Origin of the sequence: Tissierella pigra (assembly GCF_009695605.1) — a bacterium.
GTDB lineage: Bacteria > Bacillota > Clostridia > Tissierellales > Tissierellaceae > Tissierella > Tissierella pigra.
This window is the reverse complement of sequence record NZ_VUNQ01000048.1, coordinates 1-17,943: the sequence shown is the minus strand read 5'-3', so window position 1 is coordinate 17,943 and position 17,943 is coordinate 1. Positions and strand designations below refer to the sequence as shown.

The window sequence follows — 17,943 nt, the reverse complement described above, 5'->3', positions numbered from 1 at the left end:
TTTTTATAATAATTAGTAGTTTACATTTTATCATAACAAATATTTTATATAGAAAATATTCAGACCGAATTTAGATTTACATTCTTTGCATTTAGCGACACAAGCTTAGATAAAAGCCTGTAAAATTTTTTATAATTAATGAAGTTGGTATTATATTGTATCTTTGAAATAAAAGTTCTGGAGGTAAAGCTGTGAGTGAAATATCAAATCAAAATAATAATATTTTTTCAGAAATAAAACAAGTTATGCTTGAGGCAAGAAACAATGTTGCAAGCGTAGTTAATGTTGAACTACTTAAAGCTTATTGGCAGATAGGAAAAATAATAGTAGAACATGAGCAGGATTCTCAGGAACGTGCAGCATATGGTAGAGGATTAATAAATGAGCTTTCTAAAGAGTTGACAACAGAATTTGGCAGAGGTTTTTCAGTGTCTAATTTGCAGTTCATGAGAAGATTTTATCAAGACTATCCAATTCAACAGACACTGTCTGTTAAATTGAGTTGGTCTCATTATTGTGAACTTTTAAGTGTTTCTGATTTAAGCAAAAGATCTTTTTATGAAAAAGAAGCTATAAATTCTAAGTGGTCAGTTAGAGAATTAAAAAGACAAATAAATACATCCCTCTTTGAGAGAATCCTATTATCAGAGGGAAAAGCAAATAAAGAAACTGTTCTCAACTTATCTAAGAAAGGGATTGAGCTCTTAAATGCTGAAGATGTCTTGAAAGACCCATATGTTTTTGAATTCTTAGGAATACCACAAAACAAACCAATGATGGAAAGTGACTTAGAAAAAGCCCTAGTAGAGCATATAGAAAAATTTCTATTAGAGCTTGGCAGAGGATTTATGTTTGTTGGAACCCAGCAGAGAGTTACTTTAAATAATACTCACTACTATGTGGATATGGTGTTTTACAACAAAATATTGCGTTCATATATTTTAATAGAATTAAAAACAAGTAAATTAATGCCTGAAGCAGTGGGACAACTTAACATGTATTTAAATTACTATCAGTCAGAAATCAATGATGAAATAGATAATCCTCCTATTGGAATAATCCTATGCACAGATAAGGATAATGTAGCGGCAGAATATGCATTGGGGGGTCTATCAAATCAAATATTTGCTTCTAAATATACACTTTATATTCCAGATAAGCAAAGATTAATAAAAGAAGTAGAGGCTATTGTAGAGGAATGGCATGAAGAACAATAAATTATAAATATTGGAAGAATGAAAAGACAAGAAAAAAGTGAAATATATTAAATTGAAGAAGCACTAATAACAAGCCATAGCTAATTAGGAAGGAATAAAGCCCATAAGGAGAAATATAGCACTTTTATATCATGCTACAGGGGAACGTGTCATAATAGTGACAGGGTGCATAAATGCTTTAGTATCAAGGGTTTCAGGAACTTTTATTAAAAATAATTCATGCATTGCTTAGAGTAATTAGGTATAATTGTTGTAAGCAGTGCATGAGAAGGAAGGATTTTGGTTTTTTAATAGTCTAGAATTATTTAGTATAATTATATTTAAGATGGTAATCAGTTGCATATATGTGGATTTATGTTCAACTAAGATAAAAATATAATGGAGGTATAATTATGTGGTTAATATTAGGACTTATTGCTATAGTAGCAACTTTTATAAATCTTTATATGTATAAAATAGGAAAAGACTATAAACTTGCTATGGCAATGGGGTTATCATTTACGGCATTAACACTATGTGCAGAACATAGCCTTATATCTAATTGGGTAAAAGGTGAAGATTGGTCGGCTTTATTAGATGTTGCACCTACTATGGAAAAGGGGTTATGGGGTCTGACAATTATTTCTATTTTACTAAATATAGCACCTATATTTTTAGAGCTAAAAAATAAAGAATAATTACTTAATGTTGCATCCTTTATATATTGTACATCAGTATATTAGTGTGTAACAAATTAAAATCTTATAGTTAAAGGAGAAAGAATAGTGATAAAAGAATTAGATGTATCACGAATAGATGATATCATGAAGATTTGGCTTGAAGAAAACATTAATGCTCATGATTTTATTTCCAAGGATTATTGGGAAGAAAACTATGATTATGTAAAGAGGGTCCTACCAGATGCAACTGTTTTTGTATATGAAGATAATGATGAAGCAAAAGGATTTATAGGTATTGTTGAAAATTCATATATTGCAGGGTTATTTGTTTCAAATAGATATCAGGCTAATGGTATAGGTGGAGAATTGCTTGAAAGGTGCAAACAAGAATATTCTATTTTAAAATTAGATGTTTATGCTAAGAATATAAAAGCAGTAAACTTTTATAAAAAACATGGATTTAAAATTGAACAAGAAAAAGAAAATGAAGAAACAAGAGAAGTAGAATATTCTATGGTATGGAATTTATACTCATAAAGCCATCTATTTATGGCACATCATTTATATTGGACGATACAAGAGTGGTATTATGCCCTGTAGATACTAACTAATTTTACAGGGGATGAAACTTTGAATTATAAGATTGTCGAACTTAATGATTTACAGGTGGAAGATATTAAGAATCAACTTGATCAATATGATAAAATAAAAACAAGATGAGAGAAGATTAAATATAAATGGGGTGACTAGTATGAGATGGATAGACTTAAGGCCTTATGGTGGAGGGATCTACACAGAGATAATAGAGTGCAGCAATAAAGAAATACTCTTCCAGACTTATAAGAAAAAGGATGAAAAATACTACTACTCTATTATGGTCTATAATATAGATAGAAATACTTCAGTGGAGATTTATAGTTATGAAGTTATGGAAGAAACCATCTACCTACAATATCCCCATGTTCATAATGAAAGTATACTTATAATTAAAACCCATAATCCCAAGCAATTAGAAGTGGATAAAATAGATAGGAAGGATGGTAAAAACAAGAGGACCTATCATATAAGTACTAAGGAAGATATTAGCTCCATCCCAATTTTTATTAATGAACAATATATTATCTTCTATACAGATATTGATCTAGAAGGAGAAGAATATAAAAAATATGTAGACAAGGGATTTAAGGATAATAAATCTGCAATCTACTTATATGACCTTGAAGAAGAAAAGGCTTATTTTATAAGGGACTTTAGGATAATAGAGGGTATGGGGGTAGAACATGGTAGGATGCAAAAACTACCTTTATTTTTACATAAAAATGGGGAATACTTAATTTTCAATGAAACTTATATGGATGATTGGGAATATGAAGATTTCTACGACTATGCCTTGGAAAACAAGATAGACCAGGCTGATTTTTTCATGGAAGCCTTATATTATATAAAGCTAAATGACTTTGTGACTGCTATAAAGGCGGGAGAGGAAGACCTAGCCCTCAAAACCATCAAGAAGAAGGCTTTGGACGGTTGGGTAAGATACTTATACCAAGATAGTTCCTATATTTATTATAGGGACAAGGACTTTTCTAGCCAGTTAGAGAGAATTATAAAAATAAACAAGTTAAATTTAAAGTCGGAAATAGTGGCAGAACTAGACTATTCCAAAATAAAGGGAAGGATATTCTATGATGATTTTAATGAAAACCTAAGAATTTATTCAGAAGAAACTATAGAAACCAAGGATTCCATAGTTATTGAACTGGAAGGATTATATAATTGTAATTACAACATTAAACTTCCGCTTAAGAAGTTTACCCAAGGATATAGGGTGTCATATACCTACTTCCAGTCCATTGGGGACAAGTTTATTATTGTCTCTGGGTGGTATGAGGAGGAAAGTGATGATTACTATGATCTTCAATATATAAAGGATTTGGAAAGTGGAGAGGAATGGGAGTTTGTTGGTAATTCTAGGGTATGTGGAGACATACTAATTATCTATGAATCAACTCTACTATAAGGAAGAAAGAGAGGTTTAGATAAGAAGATGAATTATAGAATATTATTTAAAGACAGGCCTGATCCAGAACTTATAAAGGAAATAGCCAGCAAGCATTATAGGGATATGGAGGGGATTGGGGACCTATATGACCAGTTAATAGAAAAGTCTAGCTGTGATGGTGAAGAGGCAGCAGAAATTTATTATGTGGCATATACCCTAGCCCTCAAGGATCTAGAACTAATACTAGTAAGGGTGAATTAGTAATGGAAGGAGAAGAGTAAATGGAAGAGCCTAAAATAATTATTAATACCAAGATGGAAAAAGAAGATTACAAAAAGTTTTTATATACTGCAACCTTTAAAAGAAATAAATTTACGATCCCTATACTTGTACTTATGGCCATGGTTGCGGGACTATTTATAGGATATGAGAAGGGAGAGTTTAGCCTAATAAGATTTCTATTTAGTTGGTTAGTCCTTCTGATAGTTTCCATTTTTATTGTTGTCTTTCAGATTAGAAGAAAGAATGAGAAGAGGGTAAAAGCTGACAATACAGCAGGATTTGATAACCTCTACACCCTAAAGTTTTATAATGAAAAGCTAGTAGTAGAGAATCAATCACTTAAATCAAGGGCAGAAATAAGCTATGATAAGATTTTCTCCCTATTAGAAAGTAAGGACCTTTTTATTCTATATTTTACAAAAAGCCAAGCTTCTGCAATTATGAAAAGGGACATAGATGATCTGGGAGAATTTAAAGAATTTATTATAGATAAATTTAAGGACAAATATAAGAAAATATAGTTGAATATAAGATGAAATAAAGTCCAGAATAAATTAACTAAAATTAATATGGATATTAAATATACCAAAATGATTCTACCCTTTTTATACTTTAAGATTAGAAGGAGAGAATATGTCTATTACTTAGTAGGATGGTAGAAGTTGTGTATATTATAAATACTAATGGGCATAGGGTATAAATGAATACTAGTAGAAAAGTGCGCAACAAGATTAACTATTTTAAAGAGGGGAGAATATCTTATGAAATATATTTCGGGGAAAGATATTAATATTGGAATTATATTGGTTGTATTGGTGGTAGTTACATTTGTTATTGGAGTTACTAAATGGCCTTTTTTTATATTATCAGCTACCTTTTTATTCTCATACATTAGAATAGATAAAAAAAGATTAAGATGTCCTAATTGTGGCGGTTTTGAAAATCTTGAAAGATTACTCTTTGCTAAAAAACGCAATTATCATTGTAGACATTGTGGAGAAAAAATAAATATAAGATAAGGATTGTTTTTTAATTGATAAAATTATTATAGGGCTAAGACACACTCTTTATAAAGTACGTCGCATCAGCAATAAAAATAAAAGACTATAGAATCAAATCTTAGCGGTTCAGACGTAAAAATCTGGGCCGCTTTTTTTATTTCCCTCAGAAAGGAGGTTCCTATATGGTAAATGATGATGTAAATAACAAGGCTATAAACATTGAAATTAAGGTTGCTCAGTATTCAGCAAAGTCTATTTTAAAGGCTATGAAAAAAATCATAGAAGATGCTGCTGAAAAAAGCCAGCCACTTGCAGACTATCTTAGTGAAAAAAGAAAAACTAATTCAAGAAAGCTTAAGGATATGGTAAAGAAGGGCCAACTAGAAAATATTGATTTACAGAAAGGTGAAGTCAAGGAACTAAAGAAGCAGCTTAATAGGTATGGTGTCAATTTTTCTGTTATGAAGAATAAGGAGTCAGGACTATACTCTGTATTTTTCCAAGCCAAGGATATTAAGGCTATGGACTTAGCCTTTAAAAAAGCTATAGAAAGATCAGAAAAGAAAGAAAATAAAAGAGATTCTACAAAAGAAATACTAAATAAATTTAAGGAGAGGGTGAAAAATGTGGCAGTTAAAGACAAAGTTAAAGAAAAACGTCATGAACAAGAGAGATAAAACGATCAGGCATTTAAGAGAAATCTTAGATGTCTTTTTTATTGAAATGAGGTGAAAGGAATGAATTTTGATTATTTTTATGGGAGGGATTCTGAAAGTTTTAGATTTATCCGTTTACCTGTAGTTCTTATAGAAGATGAGATATATAAGGATTTATCAATAGAGGCCAAAGTGCTCTACTCCATGTATTTATCAAGAAGCACTTTATCTTATAAGAACAACTGGATAGATGAAAGTAGAAGAGTATATATCTATTTTACCGTAGAAGAAACAGCTAGACAATTAGGCTGTGGGGTTAAAAAGGCAGTAAAGCTTATAAAGAATCTTGAAGATATTGGTCTTATAAAAAAGAAAAGAACAGGACAGGGTAACCCCACTAAAATTTATGTTAAAGATTTTATGAGTATTTTTAGAAATGGAAATTTCAGACCTGTCAAAAGGGAAAATCAAGACTTGTCAAAAGGACAAGTCAAGAATGGCGATTTTGATAATTCAAGAATGGTGAAAAAGAAAAGTCTAGATTTATCAAAAAGACAACCTAACTATATAGAGAATAATAAGATTGATAAGAGTTATATTGATTTTAGTGGAGAAGACAAAAAAGGAACTTTCCTAAATGTAACTTTATATGATGAAGAAGAAAGGCTATTAGAGGAAAAGATACCCAACTTAAATGATTATATAGAAAGATTATCAGCTTATATGCAAAGTACAGGAAAGATATATAAAGACCATGCTTCAACTATTATGAGCTGGTACTTAAAAGATAAAAAAGAAGGAAAGCTTAAGGGTGAAAAAGCTTATACAGGAGATCCTTCAGATTATGAAAGCGAGTGGAACTTAAATAATTAAGAGAGGTAGATAAAATGGAAGATAAAATAAAAACTATAGAAATTGATGGAGTAGAGTTTCCTTTTAATCTAGATAAGGCATTTGAGAAAGATGGTCATGTTTACTGTAGAGAATGTGAAGAGAGGATAGACTCAGATCCACTTAATTACTTAGGAAATAAAAAAATACTATTTCGTAGGCAATGTAAATGCGTTAGGGAAGAGGAAAGCTTAAGGAAGGTAAAAGAAGAAGCGGACCATATTAGAAGATTTAAAGAAGAGTGCTTTCTAACAAGTAGAAATCTTATTAGTTGCACTTTTGATAAGCTTATAGCTCCTGATAGACAGGAAGTAATTATAGCAAGGAATTTTGTTAAGAACTTTAAGGAGCTATCCAAGGAAAATAATGGACTTATATTTCATGGAAATGTAGGAACAGGAAAGACCTACCTAGCAGCTTGTATAGCAAACAAAATTATAGAGGACTACCAAATAAGAGTTAAGATGAGAAATATTCCACAGATAATAAATGATATTGAGAAGGGTGGATTTGATATTGACAAGAATGATTATTACAGAAAATTATCAAGCGTATCACTTCTTATTCTTGATGATTTTGGAATTGAAAGGAATACAGAATATGTAAATGAAATGGTCTACCAGATTATAAATACTAGGTATGAATCAAAGAAACCAACTATTATCTCAACTAATATTCCCCTTGGTGTAATTATGAATAGTAGTAATGATATTGATAAGGAGAGGATATATTCAAGGCTTAGAGAGATGTGTATTCCAGTTAAGATTGCAGGAAAAGACATTAGAACAGAACTAGGAAGAAAAAAATTAAGACAAACTAGAGACCTACTTTTAGGAGATAGATGAGGTGAAATAAATGTATAAAATAAAGGTGTTTGAAAATAGAGAGTTTGGACAAATAAGGACAATGTTAATTGACGATGAGCCTTGGTTTGTTGGAAAAGATATAGCAGAAGCTCTAGGATATAAAAGACCGAGTGATGCTATAGCAAGCCATGTTTATGAAGGGGACAAGCTGAAACGGTGTTTTACCGTATCAGGTCAAGGTAGGAATTTGCTAGTGGTAAATGAGTCTGGAATGTATGCACTTATCTTTGGAAGTAAACTTGAAAATGCCATAAGATTTAAAAACTGGGTAACAAGTGAAGTTCTACCTTCAATTAGAAAGCATGGTGGATATTTTTCAGGACAGGAGGAAATGAATGATCAAGAGCTTTTGGCAAGGGGTTATCTTGTAGCCTTAAGACAAATAGAAGCTAGGACAGGAGAATTAGAAGGTCTTATACCTAAAGGAGAATTCTTTGATAAGTTTATAGATCTAGGTGACTGTATATGCCTTAGGGATACTGCAAAAGAATTAGGAGTTTCTCAAAATAGGTTTATAAATATACTTATAGACAGGGGTTATCTCTATAGGAATCAAAAAGGGAAACTAAGATTTTACTCAACTGCAGCTGATTACTTTAAATTAAAAGATTATATCAATAAATATAATGGTGAGCCTGGAGTTTATACAGTAGTAAGACCTGAAGGAAGAGCATACTTTTTCTCTTTACTTAAAGAAATGGGAGAAATTTAAGGGAATAGGAGGTGATTTTGATGTTAATGTTAAACGAAAAAAGTTGTATTGACTGTGATGAGTTTGAATTTGAGAAACATAGTGAAGAAATAGAAGGACTGATGGAAAAGTTAACACAACTAGAAGACTATGATTGTGTAGTGCTTCATAAGTATATAGATTTAGCTCATAGGGACAAAGAGATGAAAGTTATAGACTCAAGCTTATGGGACATATACGAGTTAGTTGAATATACAGATTTTAAAAATGGGGTAGATATTCTTATTGATAATGAAGGATTCTTAAACCTATCAGTTTATGGTCAGACCTATAGAATGGATGGAAATGATTATTTTATCAATTCTATTTTTAAGATTATCCCACGAGATAAAGACTGGAACTTTCTTGATATATCTGATTTTTTACTGGAAGGAAAGGAAGTGAAACTTTCAGAAAAGCAGTTAGATAGAAAAAAGAAATCAACCATTGAACTCCTGAATGAATATAAGGGAAAGGTAGATAGAATTAATCCTATAAATAAGGAAAAAGAGAAAAGAGGTATGGGTGAGGAAAGATAAGAAACTCCAAGCTAAGGAGGTGGTACTTTGAGTGTAATAGAAGAAATAAAAAAAGATATAAAAGAATTATTTCAAGTGCAAGATAAGAAGATTTTTCTTAAGAAGAATATACCTTATCTTGCATTTTTCTATTTAGGAGATATTTTTTCCCACCATGTAAATTCATATGTAGGAGGTGATGCAATAGACCGTATATTTCAAGCGGTCCTAGAAATAGAAACAATGAGCTATCTTCCTAGCTTTGATCCAAGGGATTTACTTATAGGATTTATTCTAGCAGCAATAGTTAAACTTATTCTTTATAGTAAGAGTAAAAACGCTAAAAAATTTAGGAAAGGTGAGGAATATGGTTCAGCAAGATGGGGAAATTCAAAGGATATTGCTCCCTATATGGATGAAGATTATAGAAATAATCTCCTTCTTACAGAAACAGAAAGAATTACTATGAATAGTAGACCTAAAAATCCCAAGTATGCAAGGAATAAAAATGTTCTTGTAATTGGTGGTTCTGGTTCAGGGAAGACAAGATTCTTGGTAAAACCTAATCTTATGCAACTTCATTCAAGCTATGTAGTAACTGATCCTAAGGGAAGTCTACTTCATGAGTGTGGCAAGATGTTAGAAATGAATGGATATGAGATAAAAACTCTAAATACCATTAACTTTAAAAAAAGCATGAAATATAATCCCTTTGCCTACCTTAGAAGTGAAAAAGATATTCTAAAATTGGTTCAGACTATTATAGCTAACACTAAAGGAGAGGGAGAAAAGGCAGGAGAAGATTTTTGGGTGAAAGCTGAAAGGCTTTATTATACAGCCCTTATTGGCTATATCTTTTATGAAACACCAAAAGAGGAACAAAATTTTACTACTTTACTGGCAATGATAGATGCTAGTGAAGTTAGAGAGGAAGATGAAAACTTTAAAAACGCAGTAGATTATATGTTTGATGCCTTAGAAGAAAAGGATCCAGATCATTTTGCTCTTAAGCAATATCGCAAATATAAGTTGGCAGCTGGAAAAACTGCAAAATCTATTTTAATATCCTGTGGTGCAAGGTTAGCCCCTTTTGACATTAAAGAACTTAGGGATTTAATGAGTGAAGATGAAATGGAACTAGATACCCTAGGAGATAGAAAGACTGCCCTATTCGTTATAATTTCAGATACAGATGATACCTTTAACTTTGTTGTATCACTCATGTATTCCCAGATGTTTAACTTGCTCTGCGATAAGGCTGATGATGTATATGGGGGAAGGTTACCAATTCATGTTAGATGTCTTCTAGATGAGTTTGCAAATATAGGCTTGATTCCTAAATTTGAAAAACTTATAGCTACAATACGTTCAAGAGAAATAAGTGCCTGTATTGTATTACAGGCACAATCACAACTAAAGGCAATTTACAAGGATAATGCAGATACTATAATAGGAAACTGTGATACAACCTTATTCTTAGGAGGAAAGGAGAATGGTACTTTAAAAGAGATTTCAGAAACATTAGGCAAGGAAACTATAGACCTATTTAACACATCAGAAACAAGGAGTAATCAGAAGTCCTTTGGGCTTAACTATCAGAAGACTGGTAAGGAGCTTATGACCAAGGATGAGCTTTTTGTAATGGATGGAAGCAAGTGCATTATGCAACTAAGAGGTGTAAGACCTTTCTTATCAGAAAAATTTGATATTACAAAACATAAAAATTATAAGTTCCTAGAAGATTATGATGATAGGAACTTCTTTGATGTTGAAGAATATATGAAAAGGCATGGTAAGGCAAAGCTCAATAAGGAGTCAATAATAACAAGATTGTAGGTGAGAATATGGAAGTTAAGGTGAGAAGTCCTTCAATAAAAGAAGGCAATCAAGTTAATAAATTTAATTTATAGCGATTAGATAAGAAACAAGTCCAGTCGCTTTTTTATTTCAAAAAAATTAGGAGGCTAGAATTAGAATATGGCAAATTTTAAAGAAAGAGATATGAAAAATGTAACAGCTAATCTAGTAGGAGAGGTAAAATCAGCTTCTTTTGACTGGGATGGTGAAACTATCAATGTAACAAATTTCTCCCTTGTAGAAAAGAAGAATGGGAAAAGGCACTATACAAACTGTGCAGCTTATGGTGAATGGTCAGAAGTAGCAAAGGAACTAAAGGCTGGAGATCTTGTCCATGTCTTTGGTTATATTAGGGAAAGAAGAAATAATGACAAGCTATATAAGAATTTTATAGTAAAACATATGAATAAAATTGAAAAAGAAAATAAGGAGGAAAAATAATATGGCATTTTTTACAGAAGGAATAGCAGTTTTAAAAACTTTAGTTACTGCAATTGGTGCAGGTTTAGGGGCATGGGGAGTAATTAACCTTATGGAGGGATATGGAAATGACAATCCTGGAGCAAAGTCACAAGGAATCAAGCAGCTAATGGCAGGCGGAGGTATTGTTCTTATTGGAATGAAACTTATACCTTTACTTGCAAATACACTTAATTAAGAAAGAGGTAGATAAAATATGTTTGGGCTTTTCGACAAAATAACTGAATTTTTTCAGGAGATTTTCATCGGAATTATCCAAGCAAACCTTGAAGCAATGTTCTTAGATATAAATGAGAATGTAAGTCTTGTAGCTACAGAAGTCGGTAAAACACCAAGTGGTTGGAATGCAGAAGTGTTCAGCTTTGTAAAGAATATTAACGATACTGTAGTTATCCCTATAGCGGGAATTATCATAACCGCCGTCTTGTGCATAGAACTCATAAACATGGTCATGGAGAAAAATAATATGCACTCTGATACAGATACATTTGATTTCTTTAAATACATTATCAAGATGTGGATAGCAGTATGGTTTGTAAGTAATGCTTTCACTTTCTCGATGGCAGTATTTGATGTATCACAGACACTAGTAACTAAGGCGGCGGGCGTGATAAATACAAATGCATCCCTTGATGCTATGGATGTGGCCGCAATGATAGATCATCTAAAAGATGAAAGCTTATGGAATCTGATACTGATAGCAATGGATACTTCACTGGTGAAGCTTTCAATCCAGGTTGTATCAATCATAATTACCGTAATAACTTATGGAAGAATGATTGAAATTTGCTTGTATAGCTCAGTATCAGCAATTCCATTTGCAACTATGGGAAATAAAGAATGGGGTCAGATTGGAACAAATTATATCAAAGGATTATTTGCACTAGGGCTTCAGGGATTGTTTCTTATGATATGCCTTGGAATATATGCGGTTCTTGTAAAGACGATTCATGTAACCACAGATATTCATGCTAGCATATTCGGAGTTCTTGGATATACGGTACTTCTTGGAATTATGATGTTAAAGAGTGGAACAATTGCAAAGAGCATAATGAATGCTCATTAAAAACATGGAGGAGGAATAGATTTGGAAATAAAAAAGGAAAAATTAATAATAGGTTTGGCACTTACAGGAGCAGGTCTTCTAGCTTCTGTAATTATAAATAGAAGAAAGTTGGGTGTGCTTACCAAAAGACTTAATAATACAGAAGACTTTTTAGATGACCTTGAAGAAAAAACATGGAGTTTTAATAGGTCTATGAAGGAAATTGCTAAGGCTCATAATAGTTTAATAAAAATGAGAATAGATGACTATGAAGACTTTGATGAAAGATTTTATGAAATTGAAGATGAAATTGCTACTATCTATAGCCACCTTGCAGAACTTGATAGACTTAAGAAAAATAAAAAAGGTGTAGATGAAAGTTCAAAAATATTAAATATCAACCCTGATGAATTGGAAGAAAGCATAGATGAGATTGAAGAAGAATAGAAAAGCTAATAGAATAGTGAGGTGATAGAGATTGGCTTATGTTCAGATACCTAAAGATTTAAGTAATGTTAAAACTAAAGTAGCTTTTAATCTTACTAAAAGGCAGCTTATAGGGTTTGGGGTGGCAGGTATTATCGGTATTCCAACATATCTAAAAACGAGAGATGTTCTTGGTAATGACCTAGCTGTCTTTTTAATGATTATACTAACTATCCCTATTTTCTTTGTGGTCTTTTATGAGAAGGATGGACTAACATGTGAGAAATATCTTAAATATATATATCTTCATGTAAGACACCAACCTAAAGTTAGGGTTAGTAGGGAGAGATTTATTGAGATGAGGAAGGAGGAGCAAAATATAAATGGGAAAAAATCAGATTCAGCAAAGAAATTTGGAGAAAAGAAAAAGACAGGAAGAAAAACTTCAAAAAAAGGAAAAAGAGCTAAAAAAAGTAGCTAAGGAAACAAGAAATCTTAAGTCCAATCAGAAGAAAAGCTCTTCATTCCTTGATTTCTTAAAGAAGGAAAAGAAAAGATATACCATAGAAGATACCATTCCCTATAAGAAGATGTATAGGAATGGTATATGTTATATCGGTGAGGGAAAGTACAATAAAGTTATAAAATATGAGGATATAAATTATCAGCTTGCACTTGAGGAAGATAGAGATCTTATCTTTAATCAATTTGCAGGCTTTTTAAATTCCTTTGATTCAACAACAGAGCTTCAATTAAGCTTTGTTAATCAAGTAGGAAGAATTAAGGAAATGGAAAATGCGATTACCATACCAGATAAGGGAGATGATTTCGATGAGATAAGAAAAGAATTTAGGGGAATGCTTAAGGACCAGCTTTCAAAGGGTAATAATGGTCTTAGGAAATCGAAATATATTGTTGTTAATACAAGGTCAGAAAGCTATGAGCAAGCTAAACCTGTTCTTGAGAGGATAGAGATAGATGTCCTATCAAATCTAAAAAGCATGGGAGTAAGGGCTGAAACCTTAGTAGGTCTTGAAAGACTTAAGCTGCTTCACGATATGCTAAATCCCGATAATAGTTTTGATTATGATGGACAGGGACTTGAAAATAGGGACACTAGAAAACTTATAATGCCTAGTACATTCAAGTTCATAAATCCTAAATATATGCAGATGGGGAATTACATTTGTGCCTTAAGTCATTTTCAGATCTTAGCAAGTGAGCTTTCAGATAGGTTTTTATCGGAAATTCTTTCTATTGAAGATAATATGTATGTAAGCCTTCATATTCATGCTATAGATCAGGTAGATGCTATTAAGATGGTAAAGAGAAAGAATACAGATCTTCAAAAGATGATGATAGAAGAACAAAAAAAGGCTGTAAGAGCTGGCTATGATATGGATATTATACCATCAGACCTTAATGTATATGGAAGTGATATAAAAAATCTTTTGACTGACCTTCAATCTAGGGATGAGAGAATGTTTTTTGTAACCTTTACCATTATGAATTTAAGCAAAAGTAAGGAAAAGCTAGATAATACTATAGCCCAAATTTCTTCCATATGTAACCGTAATAACTGTGCCTTAAAAAGACTAGATCATCAGCAAGAGCAAGGTTATATGTCAGTTCTTCCTTTAGGAGTAAATGAGGTTGAAATAAAAAGACAATTAACATCTTCATCAACTGCTGTATTTATGCCTTTTACAACAGAAGAACTTTTTATGGGTTCAAATACAAGCTTGTATTATGGGCTTAATTCTCTTTCTCATAATCTTATAATGGCAGATAGGAAGAAACTAAAGAATCCAAATGGACTTATTCTAGGAACACCAGGGTCTGGAAAATCCTTTGCAGCCAAAAGGGAAATGGCAAATGCGATTTTGGTTACAGATGATGATGTGATTATTACAGATCCAGAGGGTGAGTATGGAAGTCTTGTAAAACAATTTAAGGGTGAAGTTATTAAAATTTCAGCTAAGTCTAAGGACTATCTAAATCCACTTGATATTAATATGAACTATGGGGATGGAGATGCACCACTAAAGGATAAGGCGAACTTTATAATGAGTATGCTTGAACTTGTAGTAGGTGGCAGTGGTCTAACTGCAGCTGAAAAGTCTGTAATAGATAGGTGTCTACCTAAGATATACAAGGATTATTTTACAGACCCTAAACCTGAAAATATGCCTATACTAAGTGACCTTTATAATCTTCTACAAGAACAAGAAGAAAGTGTAGGAAGAAAGCTGGCTACAGAAATGGAAATCTATGTTACTGGTTCTTTAAATGTATTTAATAACAGAAGTAATGTAGACCTTAATAAAAAGCTTATATGCTTTGATATAAAGGAACTGGGAAATCAACTGAAGAAAATAGGAATGTTAGTTATACAGGACCAGGTATGGAATAAAGTTTCCTCAAATAGGGGGGCTAATAGGGCAACAAGATACTATATTGACGAGTTCCACTTGCTTTTAAAAGATCAGCAAACTGCCCAATACTCAGTTGAAATATGGAAAAGATTTAGAAAGTGGGGTGGAGTTCCAACAGGTATAACACAAAACGTAAAAGACCTTTTAGGAAGTGCAGAAATTGAAAATATCTTTGATAATACAGACTTTGTCCTCATGCTTAACCAAGCTTCTGGAGATAGGGAAATCCTAGCCAAAAAACTTAAAATTTCTCCTTTTCAATTAAACTATGTTACAAATTCCAATGCAGGAGAGGGACTTTTATTTTTTGGGAATACTATTGTTCCCTTTGTTGACAAGTTCCCTAAAGATACAATCTTGTATCAGAAGATGACAACAAAACCTGAGGAAGTAGATTAAAATGAAAGATAAGAAGAAAATAAAAAGGAGAACATATCTAGATATAGGTAAACGTGAAAAAGCAAAGGATTACAAGGATAAAAGAACTAAGGATGGTGAAAGATTTCAAGAAAACATTGTAGAAAAGAAGTCTAAGTTAAATAATTTTGAGAGAGAAATTAAGTCCACTGATAAAAAAGGTGGACTTTCTTTATCTCAAAAACAAATAGAAAAACATAGGGCTAAGGAAGAAAGGACTGGTGATTCAAACAATTTAGAAAAGATTACTACTGAAAGTAGGCAAGTAAAGGAAGTCATAATAGAAGAAAAAAATCTTGATATAGGTGCAAGGGTAAAGACCAGTAACTATCTTGGTAAAAGGGTTCATGAGAAGGATAGATTTGATGAATCTATTATAAAAAAGAAAACAAAGTTAAAGCATGAAAAAACTAAGGTTACTAGCAAGAAGAGTGATGAATACAAGGATAGAAGGAGATATGATAAGGGTTCTTTAGATAATTTACAAGATAAATCAATAAATGTAGAAAAAGTAAAAAAACAGAAACAGATAAATAATTTAAAGCAAAAGATTGAAGATCCAAAACATGAAGATTTAGATAAGGAAATAAAAAGCAATACCCTATTTAAAGATGATGCCAACAATCGCATTATTCCTAATAAGGAAGACGATGAGGTAAGGGTAGAAGATTTTGAGGAAAGAGCCAGTGGCGTAGATAGTTTCAAAAATAATAGTAAGAAGAAAGATTATTATAAGAGGAAGCTTGTATATGATAATCAGAAAAAAATAAACAAAAAAGATGGGAAATTAACTACAGATGATGTTAAAGACCTTAAAGCTGGCATGGCTAATAAGACAGGTGAAAAAGTTCCAAGTCAAACTACAGCCCTTGAGGGGAAGGTAGAAAAACAATATAGAAAAAGCGAAAGCAAACTAATTCAAAAAAGGAAAAAGGCAAGTAAACTTTATCACAAGCCTAAATATGATAAGACAGGAAAATTTGTAGGAGGAATTTCAGGGGCAAGCTATCTGTCCGCTGAATATATTAGGGCTGGAAGTGATGAAAATGTAGCCATTGATGCAAGTGAAAAAGGTTTATACCTAAATGCAAGTATGACAAGACATGCCCAAAACAAGCTTCAAAGGCAAAGAAGAAGTCCTATAAAGCTTGAAAGAAAATTAAATTTAAAGCATCAGAAAAATTTGGCAAGAGCTGAATATAAGACTGAAATCAAGGGTTTGAAAAATGAAAAAGATTTTCAAAAAAAGACTACCTATAAGAAATTGATTAAAAGAAGGCAGATGAAAAAGAAAATCTATGAAGAGCATAATATTGCAATTGGTTTCAAAGACAGGCTAAAAAAAGGAATGGAAAATATTTTAAAAGGAAGTTCTCAACTAATAAGAAGAAATATAAGAAAGATCCTTATTCTTCTTGCTATAGTCGTTATAGGTTTTATGACCCTGAGCCAAGTTGCAACATTTTTTCTAACTGGAATATCATCGGTAACTAGCCAAGTTATGAGTACCACCTACTTGTCAGGGGAAGATACTCTTGCAGATATAAATAGTGAGTTTACCAAGCTAGAGTATGAACTAGCAGATGAACTTGCCAATATAGAAAGTTATTATCCAGGCTATGACGAGTACCATGTAGGAGGAAATACGGATATAGGTCATGGCATTCATGAACTTTTAAGCTTTATAACTGCCAAATATGGACAAGTAACCGATGTATCAAGCCTTAGTGGAGAATTAAAAAAACTATTTAATAAGATGTATAAGGTTGATTATAAAACCATAGTTGAAACCAGATATAGGCAGGTATGCTATGGAAGATAGTGCAGAATTTCTTAAAATTTTATCTGATGATATGGATAGGGAGAGTAAGAATGTAAATATAGATTATTATCATATTGTTTCTACATATGACTGTATAAATGATTGGCTTGATAGACAGCCAGACAAATCAGTTGCTATACAAAAACTAAATACTAAAATAAGAGAAGATGTATTTTTTATATGGTATGAGATTAATCCAGAAGTTGATCCTATATCTATGTTTACCAAGGTAAATTTAGGTAAAATTCCTCTTACAAATTCAGAATTAATTAAAGCCTTGTTATTAAATAAGGATAACTTTGGAGAGGATGTTTATAAGCAACAAATGGAAATAGCAATATCTTGGGAAAGGATAGAACAGGGTTTAAGAGATGATTCATTTTGGTATTTCTTAAATGAAGTAGATAAAAGTGGAACTAGGATAGATATGCTTTTTGAATTAAAGGCCAAAGAATATAATAATAAATTAGAAAAACCAATTGAAACTAATCAAAACTTATTTTCTTTTCTTGTTTAATAGGAAAGTCCTACTTTTCCTATTAAATAAAAAAAAGGCAGCCCAGGAATCTTGAGCATGCCAATAAAGCCTAAGATTGTTAGACTATTTTCTGTACTCGTAATGAACACCACGAATACCAG

The 17,943-nt window shown here is 31.9% G+C and carries 21 protein-coding genes; all 21 read left to right on the top strand.

Annotated features, from left to right (window positions below; all coding sequences use genetic code 11):
• The first annotated feature begins 191 nt into the window (after positions 1-191).
• The 21 genes from FYJ83_RS16030 (at position 192) to FYJ83_RS15930 (ending at position 17,821) form a co-directional block, all read left to right on the top strand.
• Complete coding sequence (locus FYJ83_RS16030; RefSeq protein ID WP_425335884.1) at positions 192-1,217, top strand: PDDEXK nuclease domain-containing protein; 1,026 nt, start codon at positions 192-194, stop codon at positions 1,215-1,217.
• Positions 1,218-1,609: 392 nt separating this feature from the next.
• Positions 1,610-1,894 carry a hypothetical protein gene (locus FYJ83_RS16025; RefSeq protein ID WP_154442243.1) on the top strand — a complete coding sequence of 95 codons (285 nt, stop codon included), beginning with the start codon at positions 1,610-1,612 and terminating at the stop codon, positions 1,892-1,894.
• An 87-nt stretch (positions 1,895-1,981) separates the two neighbouring features.
• Positions 1,982-2,413 (top strand): N-acetyltransferase, encoded by a 432-nt coding sequence (locus FYJ83_RS16020; protein WP_326828359.1) that lies wholly within the window; start codon positions 1,982-1,984, stop codon positions 2,411-2,413.
• A 214-nt stretch (positions 2,414-2,627) separates the two neighbouring features.
• Positions 2,628-3,896, top strand: a complete 1,269-nt coding sequence (locus tag FYJ83_RS16015; RefSeq protein ID WP_089866598.1) for a hypothetical protein — start codon at positions 2,628-2,630, stop codon at positions 3,894-3,896.
• Positions 3,897-3,923: 27 nt separating this feature from the next.
• Positions 3,924-4,139 (top strand): hypothetical protein, encoded by a 216-nt coding sequence (locus FYJ83_RS16010; protein WP_089866595.1) that lies wholly within the window; start codon positions 3,924-3,926, stop codon positions 4,137-4,139.
• Between the two features lie 20 nt (positions 4,140-4,159).
• A complete protein-coding gene (locus tag FYJ83_RS16005; RefSeq protein WP_154442241.1) occupies positions 4,160-4,681 on the top strand; it encodes a YcxB family protein in 522 nt (173 codons plus the stop codon).
• 240 nt (positions 4,682-4,921) lie between these two features.
• Positions 4,922-5,179 (top strand): hypothetical protein, encoded by a 258-nt coding sequence (locus tag FYJ83_RS16000; RefSeq protein ID WP_154442239.1) that lies wholly within the window; start codon positions 4,922-4,924, stop codon positions 5,177-5,179.
• A gap of 164 nt (positions 5,180-5,343) precedes the next feature.
• Positions 5,344-5,838 (top strand): PcfB family protein, encoded by a 495-nt coding sequence (locus FYJ83_RS15995; RefSeq protein WP_154442237.1) that lies wholly within the window; start codon positions 5,344-5,346, stop codon positions 5,836-5,838.
• A gap of 60 nt (positions 5,839-5,898) precedes the next feature.
• The gene (locus FYJ83_RS15990; RefSeq protein ID WP_154442235.1) at positions 5,899-6,690 is read left to right on the top strand and encodes a replication initiator protein A; all 792 of its coding nucleotides are present in this window, start codon (positions 5,899-5,901) and stop codon (positions 6,688-6,690) included.
• A 14-nt stretch (positions 6,691-6,704) separates the two neighbouring features.
• The gene (locus FYJ83_RS15985; protein WP_154442233.1) at positions 6,705-7,553 is read left to right on the top strand and encodes an ATP-binding protein; all 849 of its coding nucleotides are present in this window, start codon (positions 6,705-6,707) and stop codon (positions 7,551-7,553) included.
• A 10-nt stretch (positions 7,554-7,563) separates the two neighbouring features.
• Positions 7,564-8,286, top strand: a complete 723-nt coding sequence (locus FYJ83_RS15980; RefSeq protein WP_154442230.1) for a phage antirepressor KilAC domain-containing protein — start codon at positions 7,564-7,566, stop codon at positions 8,284-8,286.
• Positions 8,287-8,306: 20 nt separating this feature from the next.
• The gene (locus FYJ83_RS15975) at positions 8,307-8,843 is read left to right on the top strand and encodes a hypothetical protein (RefSeq protein ID WP_154442228.1); all 537 of its coding nucleotides are present in this window, start codon (positions 8,307-8,309) and stop codon (positions 8,841-8,843) included.
• A gap of 27 nt (positions 8,844-8,870) precedes the next feature.
• Positions 8,871-10,658, top strand: coding sequence for a VirD4-like conjugal transfer protein, CD1115 family (locus FYJ83_RS15970; protein WP_154442226.1), 1,788 nt, complete (start codon positions 8,871-8,873; stop codon positions 10,656-10,658).
• A gap of 141 nt (positions 10,659-10,799) precedes the next feature.
• Positions 10,800-11,120, top strand: coding sequence for a single-stranded DNA-binding protein (locus tag FYJ83_RS15965; protein WP_075728082.1), 321 nt, complete (start codon positions 10,800-10,802; stop codon positions 11,118-11,120).
• A gap of 1 nt (position 11,121) precedes the next feature.
• The gene (locus tag FYJ83_RS15960) at positions 11,122-11,337 is read left to right on the top strand and encodes a Maff2 family mobile element protein (protein WP_018579567.1); all 216 of its coding nucleotides are present in this window, start codon (positions 11,122-11,124) and stop codon (positions 11,335-11,337) included.
• Between the two features lie 18 nt (positions 11,338-11,355).
• Complete coding sequence (locus tag FYJ83_RS15955) at positions 11,356-12,225, top strand: VirB6/TrbL-like conjugal transfer protein, CD1112 family (protein WP_154442224.1); 870 nt, start codon at positions 11,356-11,358, stop codon at positions 12,223-12,225.
• 21 nt (positions 12,226-12,246) lie between these two features.
• Positions 12,247-12,651, top strand: a complete 405-nt coding sequence (locus FYJ83_RS15950) for a hypothetical protein (protein ID WP_154442222.1) — start codon at positions 12,247-12,249, stop codon at positions 12,649-12,651.
• Positions 12,652-12,682: 31 nt separating this feature from the next.
• Positions 12,683-13,111 (top strand): PrgI family protein, encoded by a 429-nt coding sequence (locus tag FYJ83_RS15945; protein WP_154442220.1) that lies wholly within the window; start codon positions 12,683-12,685, stop codon positions 13,109-13,111.
• Positions 13,014-15,464, top strand: a complete 2,451-nt coding sequence (locus FYJ83_RS15940; protein WP_154442218.1) for a VirB4-like conjugal transfer ATPase, CD1110 family — start codon at positions 13,014-13,016, stop codon at positions 15,462-15,464. Before FYJ83_RS15945 ends, FYJ83_RS15940 begins: the two co-directional genes overlap by 98 nt.
• A 1-nt stretch (position 15,465) precedes the next feature.
• Positions 15,466-17,304 carry a CD1108 family mobile element protein gene (locus FYJ83_RS15935; RefSeq protein ID WP_154442216.1) on the top strand — a complete coding sequence of 613 codons (1,839 nt, stop codon included), beginning with the start codon at positions 15,466-15,468 and terminating at the stop codon, positions 17,302-17,304.
• Positions 17,267-17,821, top strand: a complete 555-nt coding sequence (locus FYJ83_RS15930) for a hypothetical protein (RefSeq protein ID WP_195838030.1) — start codon at positions 17,267-17,269, stop codon at positions 17,819-17,821. Before FYJ83_RS15935 ends, FYJ83_RS15930 begins: the two co-directional genes overlap by 38 nt.
• The last annotated feature ends 122 nt before the right edge of the window (positions 17,822-17,943 follow it).

Bases quoted from the DNA above. Each gene is read 5' to 3' on its own strand.
- FYJ83_RS16015 (WP_089866598.1), top strand. From the start codon at position 2,628: ATGAGATGGATAGACTTAAGGCCTTATGGTGGAGGGATCTACACAGAG.
- FYJ83_RS15995 (WP_154442237.1), top strand. From the start codon at position 5,344: ATGGTAAATGATGATGTAAATAACAAGGCTATAAACATTGAAATTAAG.
- FYJ83_RS15935 (WP_154442216.1), top strand. From the start codon at position 15,466: ATGAAAGATAAGAAGAAAATAAAAAGGAGAACATATCTAGATATAGGT.
- FYJ83_RS16005 (WP_154442241.1), top strand. From the start codon at position 4,160: ATGGAAGAGCCTAAAATAATTATTAATACCAAGATGGAAAAAGAAGAT.
- FYJ83_RS15990 (WP_154442235.1), top strand. From the start codon at position 5,899: ATGAATTTTGATTATTTTTATGGGAGGGATTCTGAAAGTTTTAGATTT.
- FYJ83_RS16025 (WP_154442243.1), top strand. From the start codon at position 1,610: ATGTGGTTAATATTAGGACTTATTGCTATAGTAGCAACTTTTATAAAT.
- FYJ83_RS15940 (WP_154442218.1), top strand. From the start codon at position 13,014: ATGGGAAAAAATCAGATTCAGCAAAGAAATTTGGAGAAAAGAAAAAGA.
- FYJ83_RS15960 (WP_018579567.1), top strand. From the start codon at position 11,122: ATGGCATTTTTTACAGAAGGAATAGCAGTTTTAAAAACTTTAGTTACT.
- FYJ83_RS15955 (WP_154442224.1), top strand. From the start codon at position 11,356: ATGTTTGGGCTTTTCGACAAAATAACTGAATTTTTTCAGGAGATTTTC.
- FYJ83_RS15985 (WP_154442233.1), top strand. From the start codon at position 6,705: ATGGAAGATAAAATAAAAACTATAGAAATTGATGGAGTAGAGTTTCCT.
- FYJ83_RS15980 (WP_154442230.1), top strand. From the start codon at position 7,564: ATGTATAAAATAAAGGTGTTTGAAAATAGAGAGTTTGGACAAATAAGG.
- FYJ83_RS15965 (WP_075728082.1), top strand. From the start codon at position 10,800: ATGGCAAATTTTAAAGAAAGAGATATGAAAAATGTAACAGCTAATCTA.
- FYJ83_RS15975 (WP_154442228.1), top strand. From the start codon at position 8,307: ATGTTAATGTTAAACGAAAAAAGTTGTATTGACTGTGATGAGTTTGAA.
- FYJ83_RS16000 (WP_154442239.1), top strand. From the start codon at position 4,922: ATGAAATATATTTCGGGGAAAGATATTAATATTGGAATTATATTGGTT.
- FYJ83_RS16010 (WP_089866595.1), top strand. From the start codon at position 3,924: ATGAATTATAGAATATTATTTAAAGACAGGCCTGATCCAGAACTTATA.